This window comes from Simiduia agarivorans SA1 = DSM 21679 (genome assembly GCF_000305785.2).
Lineage (GTDB): Bacteria > Pseudomonadota > Gammaproteobacteria > Pseudomonadales > Cellvibrionaceae > Simiduia > Simiduia agarivorans.
The window spans coordinates 1960004-1974470 of sequence record NC_018868.3; the positions used below are offsets into that span (position 1 = coordinate 1960004).

The window sequence follows — 14467 nt, forward strand, 5'->3', positions numbered from 1 at the left end:
CAAATAACCCTTCCGAGGCCCATGCGAAAAATCATTCCCGCCACTAAATCCGTAATAAAATCGGCCTTGCAAGCCATCGGCGCGGTTGCCTTTCACGCAACCTCCAGTAGCGATCGGGATGCTCTGACGATACTAATGTACCACAGAGTGCTCCCCGCGGATGATCCGCGCTACGCTGAAGAAGAACCCGGCATGGTGGTTGAGCCTCAAACGTTCGATTTACACTTAGAGATATTAAGTCAGCACTTTGAGGTCATTGGCTTACAGAGTTTTCTGACCGACAAAACCACCAAATTAAGCAAAAAACCCAAATGCGCTATCACTTTTGATGATGGCTGGGCAGACAATTATCAGTTCGCCTGGCCGCTACTCAAAAAGCACCGGATGCCCGCCACTATCTTTCTCGCGTCAGACTACATTGGGACCGATCTCGATTTTTGGCCTAATCAAGTCAACCGGCTATTGAAGCATGCGCGCGACGCCTTCTTAAATGCCTTCACTCTAGACGTGGACATAAATCCGCAATTAACCGAAAGGGAGTTCGGCTCCAACCTGATTCGCAGCTTAAAACGCCATACAGACAAAGAAATTTACCGCGCTCTGGACGCACTTCCCCCCAACCTGCAATCGCTTCGTCGAGCGGACGTGCCGGGCCTGATGAATTGGACGCAGGTGATGGAAATGGCCCAAGACCCTCTGATTGATTTCGGATCACATACGAGAAAACATTACCGCCTGAACCTGCTTAACGACGAAACTGACCTTACTTCGGAAATTGTTTTAAGCAGGAATGATATCGAGCAAAAATTAGGCAAGCCGGTTTTGCTTTTTTGTTACCCCAACGGCAATACCTCGAAACAAACCGAACAACTGGTAATGACTCATTACACCGGTGCAGTGACTACTGAGAATGGCAAAAATCCATTACCCTTAGCATCGACACACCTTTTAAAAAGGATAGCTATCCACAACGATGCAACCCGCACCAAAATAGCATTTAAATCTAGGCTTTCTGGCCTGCTTTAAATCGCTGCTTTCGCAATACGGTTTTCGCCTCTTCTATCCAGGTAGAGTACTGAATAAAATCGTCGTATTCAGCGGGCAAAGCATAGCGAGGCAGCGTATACATATTCGTATTTGAATCTATTAGCATAGAACCTGGAACAGCAGTCACCGCAGCTTGCATACCCGACCGGGCGACCAATGAAGCCTCCCTGGCCGAATAGTCAGTAGACTTGCCCACGGGATAACAAAATACCGACAGTGGAGAATCACACATTTCCTGTAGATCCAGCCAAGAACCCGCAATTTCATCCTGCGCGCGCTGATCATCCAGACTCGTCAGAATCCTATGCGTTCGCGAATGCGGCCCTATAAGCATTCCATCATTTTCAAGCGTGCGTACGGAGGACAGATCAATAGTTTGATATTTTTCGGTAGGCTTCGTGGGCACTAACACCCCCGCAATTTCAGCGATATCATTCAGCGCCTGGTCTACCTGTTCGGGCTGCTGCAGTTTTATCCTGCAAACCAAAGATTCACAAAAAGCCTCTTTCCCAGCGAACGCATCCAGATCAAACCGGGCGGCCAACGCTGATAGGGCTTGAGGATTCTCAAAAGCCTCATCAACCAAAAACTGCAGCTTAGCGTCCCAGATCCAACTTCCCTGCTTAATTATTTCCGTCGGCAAAAAATATGTGCAGGGCACATCGTATTGTTTGAAAATTGGCAGCCCAATATCCAAGTGATCCTGATAACCGTCGTCTATCGTAAACGCGACGGCCGGACGATTAAGACGTTCACCTAACGATATATAGTTCATGGCCTGCTCGAGCGAAATAATATCTACCTTCTTCCGCCTCAAAAACTCCAAAAACCGCTTAACCTGGCTCGTGCTGTGTCCAGGCAATTCGAGGTCTGGTATCTCGAACCTATGCAACATAAAGACCGGAATGAAAGTGCCACGCGTGACAGCAGGCCACAATCCAAATGGAAGGCGCCCCATCGTTTTTACAAGTGCTGACTTTATATTTCCACGCATTATTGACTCGCCTCAGAAACAACCACATCCATAGAAGCTGCTACTGCCGAAAAATCGAGCTGCCGAAACTGATTCCACTCTTCATCCGTACATCGACGAGACTTGCAGAGATAACTTAGGGTATGAAGAGCTGATACTGATTCACCGGTCAATCCGTTTAACGCCTCGTAAAGCTTTAATTTAAGCGAGTGCGTAGTCGCATATCCACCAACTCGATACTGCCAAGCCACTAAACGGCCCCGCAATGCGCCATATAACTGCTTGACATTGAATCCATCAATATTGGTAGTGCGCACAGCAACCTCTTCACGGAGCGCGATGTCATTAAGATAATAAGCAAGTTCCTTTCCCTGTTCTTGCTTAAAATAGAGCAACAGATCAGTCCGAACCGGAATACCAGACAAACTCCCCTCCCAAGCAGAATATTCGTCATAACCTAAAAAACGAACAGACGGCTCCGGCGCATGCAATGGTCTAAAGCCTGGCATCGTAAATCGACCTGACGCAGCAGGGACATCTGGAGAGTTTAATACTCGCGATATAATAAGTGTGGAAACAGCAAGACTAGCGCTTAGAAGGACCGCAGCAATGACCCGTGTTTTAATGGCCTGGGAATCGGGTTCCGGCGCCGCTTCCGACGTTTCTGCTCCACTCGCGGCCCGCCTCATCAGCACAAACATGAATAACCCGAAGAAAGCGAGATAGACAACCCAACCATAGAATTCATGGTCATAAACCAGCGCGCTTTCCATTTTGGAATAATGAGCAATCAGTACCAACGAATATATTCGGACCCAGTTGGCAACCACGCCAACAACACAAGCCGCCAAAACAATCATTACGCGCTGAGTGAAAAGAGGGAAGTACAAGGCCGCCATAATAATAGAAAGCGCCAGACTGGTTAACAAATAGACCAAGCCACTACATCCGTGCGCAACCTCAAGAACACCATACGCCAATTCAATTTTAAAACCATCGATGTAAGCTGGAATCTGCAGTATCTCGAGCCCGAACTCTGTAACAGCCACAGCCACAACCCTGAGAGGTACGCTCAAAACTTCCCAAAAGGGGATGGCAGTATACAAAAGCCCTATGGGGATTATCGTTGCCCTAGCAGCGGCCCCGCCAAACACACCGTACACCCATGCAAACAACAGAGCAGGCATTAACAGCAACATTACAATGCGGACCTGCACATAGTCTGCAAGAACAAATAAACCCCCCATAGCAACACAGGTCATCATTGCTAGAAACGTTTCATACTTTGCAGCAGCAGCTGCAAAAGCTCCGTCCTGTTGATGCCGCTCATACAAAAGGTACAACGTACAAGCCAGCACCATATAACCATGTGCATAGGTTTCTGAAAACTTGCCCCAGTAACCTGCCAGCGCACGCCATGCTTCAATAACAGGCAAGAAAAAGACCAGTAATAGCAGCACTAAAACAACATTGGTAAAATTGCGGTTTCTCGACAATCCAGCAACTACTGACATGTAGCCACCTCAGCTTGTCGCGCACCATAGAGCTCGCACATCCTCACTGCCATCTGATCAGCGGAATAACGCCGCATAAAACGATCATCTCGGCAGGATTCCTGCCCGGCTACCACCTGTAATGCTTCCAGCAAAGCATGGGGTTTAGATTGATCATAAATGTGGCAACCGTTGAAACCTTTCAAACTGCCCAATCCACCTACACCGTTACATACCAAGTGCCTACCCAAAGCCAATGTTTCCAAGCCAACCATCGGCATACCTTCATGCTCCGAGCACATGACCACCGCGTGGAACTGAGAGAGATAGCCGGCAGAGTTGTTGACATGACCGTGGAAGCTGACCCTATGTTCAAGACCCGCGGCTTTGACACTGCCCATCAACGATGATCGCTCCGACCCATCGCCAACGATATGAAATCGCCAATGACTGTCAGGGTTCATGCTGCAATGTTCAGTTGCCGCCTGTATAAACCTATCAACTCGCTTTACAGGCTCTAGCCGGCCCACTATGCCAATGTGCAATTTATCCTGCTCCAAATCCTTGCTCGCAGCCGCTACGGCAGACTCGAGAGCACATAGATCAATGGCATTTTCAACCAAACTCACTCGAGAGCTGCCCAGCTGTGCTTGCAGCTCTGGCAACATAGGCTCAGATACAGCGATGGTACGTACGCATTTACGACGAGCCATCCATTGATCTAAGCCACGAAGAACACGCTGAGGAATCGATGGTGTAAATTCGGCCCCGCCGTGCACGGTACGGAACAATTGCATTCCGCCACTCAATCCTTTGCAGAGCGCTGCGATCAGATGTTCTTTTAGCCGGTGGCTGTGGATAATATGAGGCTGGAAATCACGAACTATTTGCCTGGAGGCAAACACTAGGGTAGCGAAACATAATTTGGATTCATCAAGAACGTATACGGGGATTTTGTCCTTACGCAGGCGCAGCGCCAACTCACCCTCATTCAACAACAAGACCCTGACATCAAGCCCTTGTCGTTTCAGGTTGCGAACCAGCATCCAAATCTGGACTTCCGCGCCAGCCCACAAATCGCCAGACGCCACGTGTAAAACCTTTGATACCATGGGCGAACCCCTTGCAAATCCTTTTACAGCCCGCTATTTTACCACGCTTGCAATTATATTTGGAACGGACGTCAAATGTTAACCGCGGCATTCTGGATCAGCTTGCTGGGAGTGGTTTACAGCTATTTCCTCTACCCTTTCATACTGCTCTTGCTTACCAAAGCCAAGAATGCAAAGCCTTCGGCTGAGAACATAACCAACGAGTTGCCGTTTGTCTCATTGGTCATTACCGCGTACAACGAAGAGCGGAATATCGCAGACAAGCTTGATGACACCTTAAAGGTTACCTACCCCGGGCAACTCGAAATAATCGTCGCATCAGATGGCTCAACCGACAAAACCGACGAAATCGTCAACGCCTATGCGGATAGGGGTGTAAAGCTGGTCCGGCCGGAACAGAGACTCGGCAAGGAAAACGCCCAAAAACACGCTATTGCTCATTGTGCTGGCAGTATAGTGGTTTTTTCGGATGTTAGTACAAAAATACCGGAAGACGCCCTGGTTCACGTTGTAAAGTATTTCGACGATCCGCGTATCGGCGCGATTTCATCCGAAGACCGCTTCATCGCCAATGACAACAACGAGACACCGGGCGAAGGCCTGTATGTTCGCTATGAAATGTGGCTACGCAGCCTGGAATCCAAACTCGCAGGGCTGGTTGGCCTGAGCGGTTCTTTTTTTGCTGCCCGCATCAATATTTGCCAGGAGTGGGACATCCGATCGCCGAGTGACTTCAATACGGCACTGCAGTGTGCCCGCCAGGGGTACAAGGCCGTTACCGCACCCGATGTATTGGGATACTACAAAGACTTGGCCGACCCTAAAAAGGAATACCAACGTAAGTTACGCACTGTCATCAGAGGCATGACCGCCGTATCGCGCAATCCTGCCTGCCTCAACCCTCTGGCATTTGGCTTGTTCGCATTTCAGCTGTTCAGTCACAAAATCATGCGCTGGCTGGTGCCCTGCTTTATGGTTGCCTGCTTATTCCTTAATGCCATCCTGGTTATGTCCGGCGGCGCCTGGATTTACCAGGCCCTGTTAGCCTGTCAGCTTGGCTTCTACAGCCTGGCGCTGCTTGGTCACGCCCTACCAGCGCTGCAGTCCGTGAGTGTGATCCGCTTGATGGTATTTTTTGTTCGCGTTAATTTCGCGCTGTTAGACGCAGGCATACAATTCGTTTCCGGCAAGCGAATGACGGTGTGGGAGCCATCCAAGCGGTGATGTTTGGCACAGCCGCCCCCGTGGGTGAAAGTATCTTACTGTCTACGCAGGAACCGCCAGGTACTCTCCTTGACGGGCATCTGACAAGCTATTTCGAATCCGGCACGGCGGCGCTGGCAGCAGCAATACGGTTAACAAGGGACTCGCGTCAATTGGCGAGGCCTCACGTCATAATTCCCGGCTACTGTTGTCCCGACTTGGTTGCTGCCTGCCTATACGCGGACGTCGAAATCCGAGTGGCAGACACGCTGCCAGATGCACCCTTTTATTGCCGCCAGTCACTTGATGCCATGCTGGATTCGGATACATTAGCTGTCATTTGCGTCAATTTTTGCGGATTGCATGAGCATATTGAGCACGTAAAAGAACTGCTCCGCGCGCGCGAATCAAAAGCCATCATCATTGAGGATTGGGCCCAATACCATCCACAGGCCTCAGACACGCGGATGCCAATTGACGGGCTGGCAATTCGTTCTTTTGGCAAAGGGAAACCTGCGAGTATATTGACCGCTGGCGCAGTCATCTGTTCGCCGAATTTCAAACAGCAGGCCGGGAAAAGTTGGGAAAACTTCGAATTTGCACCGCCGTCGTTATCACCGCTTAAGATCTGCGCATTTAACACGATTCTGACCCCCGAAGTGTATCGCCTCGCGCTTTTGTTTGGCGTCATTCGCCCAGGCAAAACCGAGTTCCACCCACTAAAACAAGTAACCAGATACCACGCGGCAGATATGCAGCTCCTGGCCGCCAATATCGCAGCCTGGCAACGAGGGCCGAATCAGGCTCAACAGGCCATTGTGGCCCACCTGGAAGATCATACTGGCATGCAGCCCATCAACGATCTCAGTCACTATCGACAGAGCCGCCTGCTCAGAATTCCAGTTCTATTGCAAGACAAGGTCCACCGGGATGAAGTGCTTCGCAAGGGTGCGAGCCTCGGTCTGAGCCCAATGTATCAGAAACCCATAATAGAAGTTGCAGGCGTCCCAACGGACGCGATTACACGACACGATTGCAAAAACGCTGCAGTGCTCGCCGACAGACTGATTACCCTACCCTGTCACGGCAGGCTGCGAGCGACACAAATCAATAAGCTTTTACAACTGATATCCGGATCAAACGCCCATGACTAAGCCTACACCCAAAGAGCTTAAACGGCAGATAAAACAGCTAAGACAACGGATTTCAGCGACTCGCAAAGCGATAGAGGCACGCGAGGGTGAGGATACCAGCGATTTGCTAGAGCAAAACAGGGTCGACAGTGCAGATTTGAAGCTGCTGGAAAAATCGCTTAAACAGCAACTAAATAAGGTCTGCGATTCCAACGAAGACGAGATCAAGGCACTAATTCCTCCTGCGTTTGAACCTCTGCAAAAACGCGCTGGCACTGACTTCACGATCATTGAGGCCGACCTTGAATCACAAGGCTGGCAGGAATTCTCTGAGAAGCATACGCGAACAACCAGTTGCCACGGCCCCGCGCTTTTGAACGCGATTCATCAGGCCTATCAACATGACGCTATAGTCCTGTTAGCGAAGGAGGGCGACGCCATTCTTGGCGTTCTGCCTATCGTAATACTCGACAGCCCTATTTTCGGTCGCTACGGCGCCTCAATTCCTTATTTTAATTATGGCGGCCCACTCACCCACTATTCCGATGTTGCTGAAGCGCTTATTGCTTATTGCAAAACCCTGCTGACAGAATACCAACTCAAACACATACTCATCAGAACCTGTCTGGAGGGATTGCCATTCAGCTGCTCAACAGATAAAGCATCCATGATTCTTCCGCTGCCCTCCAACAGCAGCGCGCTGGATGGTTCATTAGGCTCAAAAGTAAGATCGCAGGTTAAAAAAGCCGGCGATAATTCATTCAGCTTCGAAACGGGGCATTCGGATTTACTGGACGACTTTCACAAGGTACTTTCTGAGAACATGAGGGACCTTGGGTCTCCCTTTCACGGCAAAACATTTTTTACACACTTACTTAACCAACTCGGTGAGCGATGCATCTTAGCCGTGGCTTACCTTGATGATCATCCAGTATCCGCAGGCCTGCTCGTAGCAAGTGACACTACGCTGGAAATTCCATGGGCGTCCACAACCAGAAGTGGCAATAGATTAAATGCCAACATGTGGTTCTATCATCAAGTCCTGACTTATGCGGTAGAACACAATTTCGCATTCTTTGACTTTGGACGATCAAGCATTGACGCAGGGACCTTTAAGTTCAAAAAGCAGTGGGGCGCCAACCCTGTACAACACTATTGGTACACAATATCGAACACCCAACAAAGCTCTGCTGCCCCCGCTGCGAAGGAGTTTGGTCTTTTAGTGAAGTGCTGGCAACAGCTACCCGTATGGCTTGCGCGTCCGATAGGTGCTTATATTATTCGGGGTATCGCGTAATATTCTTATTGCGCTTGAGACAATCATTTAATTGGTAGGCAAGTTTTAACCCGATTGAGCGAACCACATAGTAGTCCCCCATGGAAAGGGTATTGTTGGCAATCGACGCTTTATAGTTTGCCGACTTGCCGTCACCTGCCATAAAGTCATAATAGTGACAACGAGATAAGCTAAACGATTGCTCGATCTGCATGCCAAAATGAACCATGCCCAGAGATACCCGCCCAAAATCCAGCGCTGAAAATCCTGATTGCAGATTGTAGACCCACCCATCAAGTTCTACGTCGAGCATGACGGATACACATTTATCATCGAGCATCAGAGCAGACAGATCGACGCACCCGCCTTCTTGCTGCAAGTGAGTCAGAAACAATCTTATAAACTGCTCCGACTCTCCAACAATACACGGCTTTCCCCAACGCACCTCATGAAATTGATTCAAGATCTTCAGGAAATGGTCAATATCCGGCCAAAGATTACGCCGGTGAAGCTCGCCTCTTTTCTGAAGTCGACGACGCCCACCCAGCACCCTATCTCTTGTGGACTTTCCGAGACCTGCGCAATAATCATCAAACGTTGCATTGGCTGTATTGATGCCATATGCCGGCATATCCTCCCGCCGCATTAACAGATATCCACGCGTAAGGCAGTACTGTTTGAGTAAATCCACTTCGAAGTCTTTGTCGAGAAGGCCACGCAAATAAAGCTGATCCCATTGCCCCGACTCTGCTTCCTGTAAAAACAGGGAGAAGTCCGCCGGCGAATTGAAACATAAATATTCGCTAGCAAACCCTTCGAGACAAGGTGTAGAGATGGCTTTCGGCGCCGCGCTTTGGAATCTAAGCAACTTGGCAAGGTTGATGGGATATTGAATCAGGTTGGACGAGTGGCCGGAATAAATCGGCCGTTCCGGCACGTCGCAGGGCCAGACCTGATCCCATGCCCTGAGCCATGACGCCGAACGGAACAAACCGGGCCGTACTGCGCAGGCACCTGGAGTGCCTGCGTGCATTAACTTACTATCGTTCAAAGGCGGCTTCTTGCACGTTCCAGATGGGTCGCGATTTCAGCATTGTCCGGCGCAAGTCGACTTGCCTGCTCGAGTAACTTTACCCCCTCCTGCACTTCACCCGCCTCGACCATAAACCAGCCCAACGTGTCGATAATCGCTGGCGAAGAAGGGGCTAAATCGTACGCACGACGAGCAAGCTTCAGGGCTTCTTCAATTGAATCTTTTTGAACGATCCATGCCAGATTGTTCAGCACCACAGGTTGGGCCTTGTTGATTTCCAACGCTTTCAAATAGTAAGCCTTTGCGCCACTTTCGTCTTTTTCCGCCTGTGCATTCATGGCTTTGTATACCAGGGGCTGGGCGGAATCGGGCAAACCGCTATGCCATTCATCCAGAAATAACGCAGCCTTGGTGAGCTCGTTTGCCTGACGTAACATAACAAACAATGCCTGCCCGGCAAGATCGGAAGGGGCGTGATCCCAGCTAGTACGGTATGCCATCAATGCATCAGGTAACTTTTTCTGGTGTTCAAAAATTTTACCCTGCAGGTATGCGCGCGTAGCCTGATCGCCTTGCCCCGCATTAAACTGGTCGAGCATTGATTGTGCACTGGCTGCATTTCCTGCATCCAACTCCAGCTTGACCAAATTTGCCAGATAGCCCATGTGGCGTGGCATTTCAGCCGCAGCATTCAGGAAGTGTTTTTTCGCTAAATTAAGATCGCCATTGGCGTATGCTTGAAAAGCTTTCTGCTGATAAGCCTCCGCTGCCAATGCATGCGCACGCTCAAACCCAGGACGCTTTTCCAACACGATTTCTGACAACTGTAAAACCTTGTCATAATCTTTCTGCCGCAGCGCCAGATTGGCCAAAGTGTATTCAGGTTGCCAATACTCATCGGGTATCTTAAGCGAAGCCAACCGTGCCTCAGCAGTGTCGATGATATTCCGGCGATACAGGCTAACCACCCAGCGCTCGTAAGCAAAAAGTGCTGCCGGCATTGCAACCATCGCATTTTCCCAGTCTTGAGTAACCTTTACCGGCTCACCCATCTTTTCGTGCACTTCTGCCAATGCGGCATAAGTAATTGACGCAACTTTCTTGTCGTCCATACTCAAAGCGCGTTCGAACGCAGCTTCCGCCTTCTTCAACTCACCCTGGCTGTTTAAATACCACCCGGAAAAGAAATAACCCTGCGGCAACTCCGGGTGGGATTTCATAAACTCATTAATCAGCTGCTCAAGCAGATCGACTTCTCCAACGGCCGCCAATAGGCGATAGTAAGCCTGCTGCACAAGCAGATCGGTTTTAGCTAAATCGTAGGCCTTACTGAGCTGGGCGCGAGCCTGCTGCTCTTTTCCTGATTGGTTATAGGCGGCTGCCAAAGCAATTCGCAGCCTCGCCTGCTCCGGTTTAAGTGCGAGGCTTCGCTCCAGTGCACGCACCACGTCCTTCGGGTCAGACTTTAATTCGGCAAGCGCCAAGCCATAGGTTGCCCAAATTGCGGCATTTTCCGGCTGCAGCTCACACGCCCGCTGAAGCATAGATAGCGCTGCATCGGGTTGCTGGGTGCTTAGCTTTGCAATGGTCGCCGCCTGGATAACTTCCGGCGTAACCGTTTCCGCATCAACATACTGACCAAACAATTCATCTGCACGATCAAAATTTCCTAACTTCTGCGATACAACACCCAGCAAGGTACCCGCATTCTGATCTTCAGGAAATTGATCATGCAGTTCCTGTAATATTTTACTGGCGCCCTCAAGATCACCACTGGAAAAACGTTCCAGTGCTTCTGCAAACCGCTGTTGCGCTGAAATCCCTTCCGGATTGGCTTCGCTCAGTATTTTTTGATAGGTATAAGCTTCTGTGGCACGTCCCAACTGGGTGAGAGTTTCGATGAGTCGCCCCAAAACGGTGGCACGCTCTGCTGTCAGCACATCTGCGCTCTTCAGGGTGGCAAGCGCTTCGGTGTAATAGCGTTCCGCGGCTTCACGCTCATTAAAATAAAGGGCAATATCGCCTCTTAACGTAAGCGCCGGAAAATAATCAGGGTGCGACTCAATAACGCCATCGAGAAGCTCCTTCGCTGCAAGCGGATTATTGCCTGCCAGCTGATAAGCTGCCTCCAAATAACCTCGAAGTGACAGGGTTTCTTTCCCACTGACCTTGCCTAACTCTTTGATATGCTGCTCAAGGCCGGCGTAGTCATTGAGATAGAGCAGAGCCTCTCCCTTAACCTTAAAATAGCGCAACCCCTTTTCAGTATCAGGGCTCAGGACGATTGTATTCAACACTTCTATTGCTGATCGATATTTCTTGCTGGCCACATAGGCTTCAGCTAATGCAATGGCTAAAAAATCGCTTTGCGCAACGACCTCTTCCGGTATCCGCTGCGTTTGCCGGAATGCTCCAACTTGGTTATACACATTCGCCAGCAACTCATAGGCGGGCACCAGTCGCTCACCCTGCTGAATGACATTTCTGGCTTCCAGCATGGCAGCGCGATACTGCCCCTGCCGGTAGTAGGATTGAGCCGACTTCAGATGGCGCTCCGCCTTATCTTGCTGACTTTCCTTATCGCTCGCACACCCTACCGCGCCAAAAAAAAGCACTGCAATACATAGTGCTGCGAATGTGAGCCGATTAATCATTGCTTGCTTCCCTTCCGGACGTCACTTAAATGTATAGGTCAAACCTATGCCAAGAATATTCTGGTCATAGTCGACCTGAGCCTGTCGCTGCTCATAGCTATAAAAAACTCTTGCCGCCAGCTGCGCGCCGAGTGTTTTCTCCAATCGCACATCGATACGATCGGCCTCATAACCAAAGAGCGCATCGCTCCTGTAATCAAGCTTGGAGCGCTCATATTGAACGAAACTTCGAAGACTCTCGCTAAAACGGTAGCGGAAGCCAGCCGTAAACGCCTCCGTTGATCCATCTCGAATGTCTCTTCGATAATCGTCGTATTGGTATCGGTAGCCTAAAGTCGTTTCGCAACGGCCACATAACCCCTGTGACGTCCAGACCGCGCGAGCACGCTGTCGCTCAATTTGATCGACGCCCACGCCATCCGCCTCTGGATTTTCTGGCACATCGTCTAATAATGCACTGCCAGATGACGTATCAGTAATGTCTTGCGAAAGCTCGAACAGAAAACGATTGACTGAAGAGTTGTAATCCAACGTCAGATAAACACTCGGCGCTTCGTAATCAGCACCGTTATCCTCAAAAGTCGCTTTGTTATAGCCCAGCTTCAGCTCGTAGCTCAGCAGGCGCAGCCGGCTATTCCACGCAATGCCACCAAACTGGTTTTCATAATCATCCAAGGTGCCATTAGGGTACTCGACACTCCTGACGCCACCATAGGCCTGAAAAAAACTGACACTCGATACATCTCGCTGAAACGTTAGCGATGCAGTTTTTGGCTCACTGTCACGCAGACTGTTGTACCGGTAGGAAACCTGCTCTGCCCGCCCCGCCAATGTGAGCGAATTAACCGAGCCGAACCTGGCAATCAGCGAAGGCTCCACATACCAGACCGATCTATCATCCAGGTTTTCTGAGATTGGAGCGTCCTCGGGCGCATTGTAGACAGATCGCCGCTCGTTCCCCACTGCGAGGCTCGCCCAACCTTTTGGCTTGCCAAGAAATAGGCTTGCACGACCATCCAGTTGGTTTCTATCGTCCTGCGAATCTTTGCTGTAATTCAGATAGCGAGCCGTGTAGTCAGCATCAAACAGGTACCAGCTGCCCTTATAGTCCGCATACAATCGAGCCGTGGCCTCATCTTGCCGCTCTTCAATCTGGTTGACATCGGATTTTCGGGCGTTGTCATCCTGACTAACGGCTACCCCGACAGAACCTCCCCAATCACCTTCGGCAACAGCCAAAGATGTAACCAGTGGAGCAGCAACAAACAAGACAGCCGATATCGCATTGCGCTTTCTGCTTACCCTGTTCATAACAGCATTCCTTTTTTGCTTTAATAATTGAAAACCAATCCAGCAAACCGACCCCGACCAACAGCGTCAACACCGGCCATCACTTCGTCCTTCGTCGCCTTGCCAAAGGGCACCAGCAGCAAGGCTTTATCGCAATACTGCGCCAATATCCTTGCCTCAGTGCTGGACTGAATCGATGGCGCATCCAGGATAATGAACCTATCCGGATAACGATTTTTTATTTCATTAATAAACAGTTTCATTCGCTGTGTGTAAAAAAGCTCAGCAGCAGACTCATTCGAATCCGCTCCCGGAATAACCCTGACTCGTTCAACACCGGAGGAATAGATGATCTCCTCAATCTGAACCTTACTATCTTGCAAATAGTGCGATAAGCCTTTAGTGATTACACCATTTACATAACGATCCGCACATGAATCATACGGATTGCAGTCTACGTACAAAGCGGTTTTATTCGGATCAAGAGCAAACGTTGCGGCCAGGTTATAGGCAAAAAAGCTGGCGCCTCCACCGACCTTCAGCGAGGAAACCAGTACAACCAGGTTATCGTCCTGCGCGCCCTCCAGGAGCTTTATCCGCACTTCGCGTAGTGCATTGAGAATTTCACGCTGACGCATACCAACGTAAACGACTTTCCTCTCAATGAGTTCATCCTGTGTCCAAAGAGGCGACTGCACCATCTTCCGAATATTTGCTATGGGCTTATGCATGCTGGATTGCGACGCCTGATCGCCCAAAGGTTTTTCCATGGTGACTCCGACCGACTGACTATTTTCCATTGGCTTTACTTGCTCTCGACCGTCTCTACCGCTGTTTGGTTCGCGCACGGGCTGACCTTCATCACCTTCACCGGCGTTTGCTTTGGCACCCGACAAATTCGCTCGCTCTAGTAGCAATCGAATTTTTCTCGCCTCTGCATTTTTCCCCTGATACTGCAGTGAATCGGCAAGTTGTGCCATAACCACAGCCTTTTGCAGGTCCAGCGGCCCCCCTTCGGGAAGCAGCTTCAACGCTGCCCGGGTGTATATTTCGCATTTTGCGTACTGGGATTTACCCATTGCGATCGCACCCTGCAAAAGCAACGACCGGTAGTGTGTTGGGTGATCCCTGAGCAGAGAATCAAGCAGCTCATAGGCCTGATCAGCATGCCCTTCCTTCAACGCGCGATCGGCGGCATCAAACTGCTGCTCTACCGTATCTATTTTTCGAGTTGTCGCACCCATTCATTTACC

At 50.0% G+C, this 14467-nt stretch carries 11 protein-coding genes; 4 read left to right on the plus strand and 7 right to left on the minus strand.

Features of this window, described 5'->3' with window-relative positions; translation table 11 throughout:
- Nucleotides 1–21 precede the first annotated feature (21 nt).
- The gene (locus M5M_RS08695) at nucleotides 22–1026 is read left to right on the plus strand and encodes a polysaccharide deacetylase family protein (protein WP_015047121.1); all 1005 of its coding nucleotides are present in this window, start codon (nucleotides 22–24) and stop codon (nucleotides 1024–1026) included.
- Here the strand turns inward: M5M_RS08695 and M5M_RS08700 are convergent.
- Genes M5M_RS08700 through M5M_RS08710 form a run of 3 tightly spaced genes read right to left on the minus strand, consistent with a single transcriptional unit; the run spans nucleotide 1004 to nucleotide 4625 of the window.
- Nucleotides 1004–2041, minus strand: coding sequence for a polysaccharide deacetylase family protein (locus M5M_RS08700; RefSeq protein ID WP_015047122.1), 1038 nt, complete (start codon nucleotides 2039–2041; stop codon nucleotides 1004–1006). The genes M5M_RS08695 and M5M_RS08700 overlap by 23 nt on opposite strands.
- Entirely contained in the window at nucleotides 2041–3534 is a 1494-nt protein-coding gene (locus tag M5M_RS08705; RefSeq protein ID WP_015047123.1) for an exosortase/archaeosortase family protein, read from the minus strand. The genes M5M_RS08700 and M5M_RS08705 overlap by 1 nt, the downstream gene beginning before the upstream one ends.
- A complete protein-coding gene (locus M5M_RS08710; protein WP_015047124.1) occupies nucleotides 3525–4625 on the minus strand; it encodes a glycosyltransferase in 1101 nt (366 codons plus the stop codon). Before M5M_RS08710 ends, M5M_RS08705 begins: the two co-directional genes overlap by 10 nt.
- Before the next feature lie 75 nt (nucleotides 4626–4700).
- On the opposite strand from M5M_RS08710, the gene M5M_RS08715 reads away from it, so the two are divergent.
- From M5M_RS08715 to M5M_RS08725, 3 genes are read left to right on the plus strand one after another with little or no spacing between them, the layout of a single operon-like run.
- Entirely contained in the window at nucleotides 4701–5849 is a 1149-nt protein-coding gene (locus tag M5M_RS08715; RefSeq protein ID WP_015047125.1) for a glycosyltransferase family 2 protein, read from the plus strand.
- Complete coding sequence (locus M5M_RS08720) at nucleotides 5849–6982, plus strand: DegT/DnrJ/EryC1/StrS family aminotransferase (RefSeq protein ID WP_015047126.1); 1134 nt, start codon at nucleotides 5849–5851, stop codon at nucleotides 6980–6982. The genes M5M_RS08715 and M5M_RS08720 overlap by 1 nt, the downstream gene beginning before the upstream one ends.
- Nucleotides 6975–8258 (plus strand): GNAT family N-acetyltransferase, encoded by a 1284-nt coding sequence (locus M5M_RS08725; protein ID WP_015047127.1) that lies wholly within the window; start codon nucleotides 6975–6977, stop codon nucleotides 8256–8258. The genes M5M_RS08720 and M5M_RS08725 overlap by 8 nt, the downstream gene beginning before the upstream one ends.
- On the opposite strand, the gene M5M_RS08730 is transcribed toward M5M_RS08725, so the two are convergent.
- The 4 genes from M5M_RS08730 to M5M_RS20145 are packed head-to-tail and all read right to left on the minus strand — an operon-like array spanning nucleotide 8239 to nucleotide 14458.
- Nucleotides 8239–9288, minus strand: a complete 1050-nt coding sequence (locus M5M_RS08730) for a GNAT family N-acetyltransferase (protein ID WP_015047128.1) — start codon at nucleotides 9286–9288, stop codon at nucleotides 8239–8241. The genes M5M_RS08725 and M5M_RS08730 overlap by 20 nt on opposite strands.
- The gene (locus M5M_RS08735; protein WP_015047129.1) at nucleotides 9285–11924 is read right to left on the minus strand and encodes a tetratricopeptide repeat protein; all 2640 of its coding nucleotides are present in this window, start codon (nucleotides 11922–11924) and stop codon (nucleotides 9285–9287) included. Before M5M_RS08735 ends, M5M_RS08730 begins: the two co-directional genes overlap by 4 nt.
- Before the next feature lie 21 nt (nucleotides 11925–11945).
- On the minus strand, nucleotides 11946–13235 hold the full coding sequence (locus M5M_RS08740; RefSeq protein WP_015047130.1) for a porin family protein: 1290 nt from the start codon (nucleotides 13233–13235) through the stop codon (nucleotides 11946–11948).
- Nucleotides 13236–13255: 20 nt separating this feature from the next.
- The gene (locus M5M_RS20145) at nucleotides 13256–14458 is read right to left on the minus strand and encodes a tyrosine-protein kinase family protein (RefSeq protein WP_015047131.1); all 1203 of its coding nucleotides are present in this window, start codon (nucleotides 14456–14458) and stop codon (nucleotides 13256–13258) included.
- Nucleotides 14459–14467 lie beyond the last annotated feature (9 nt).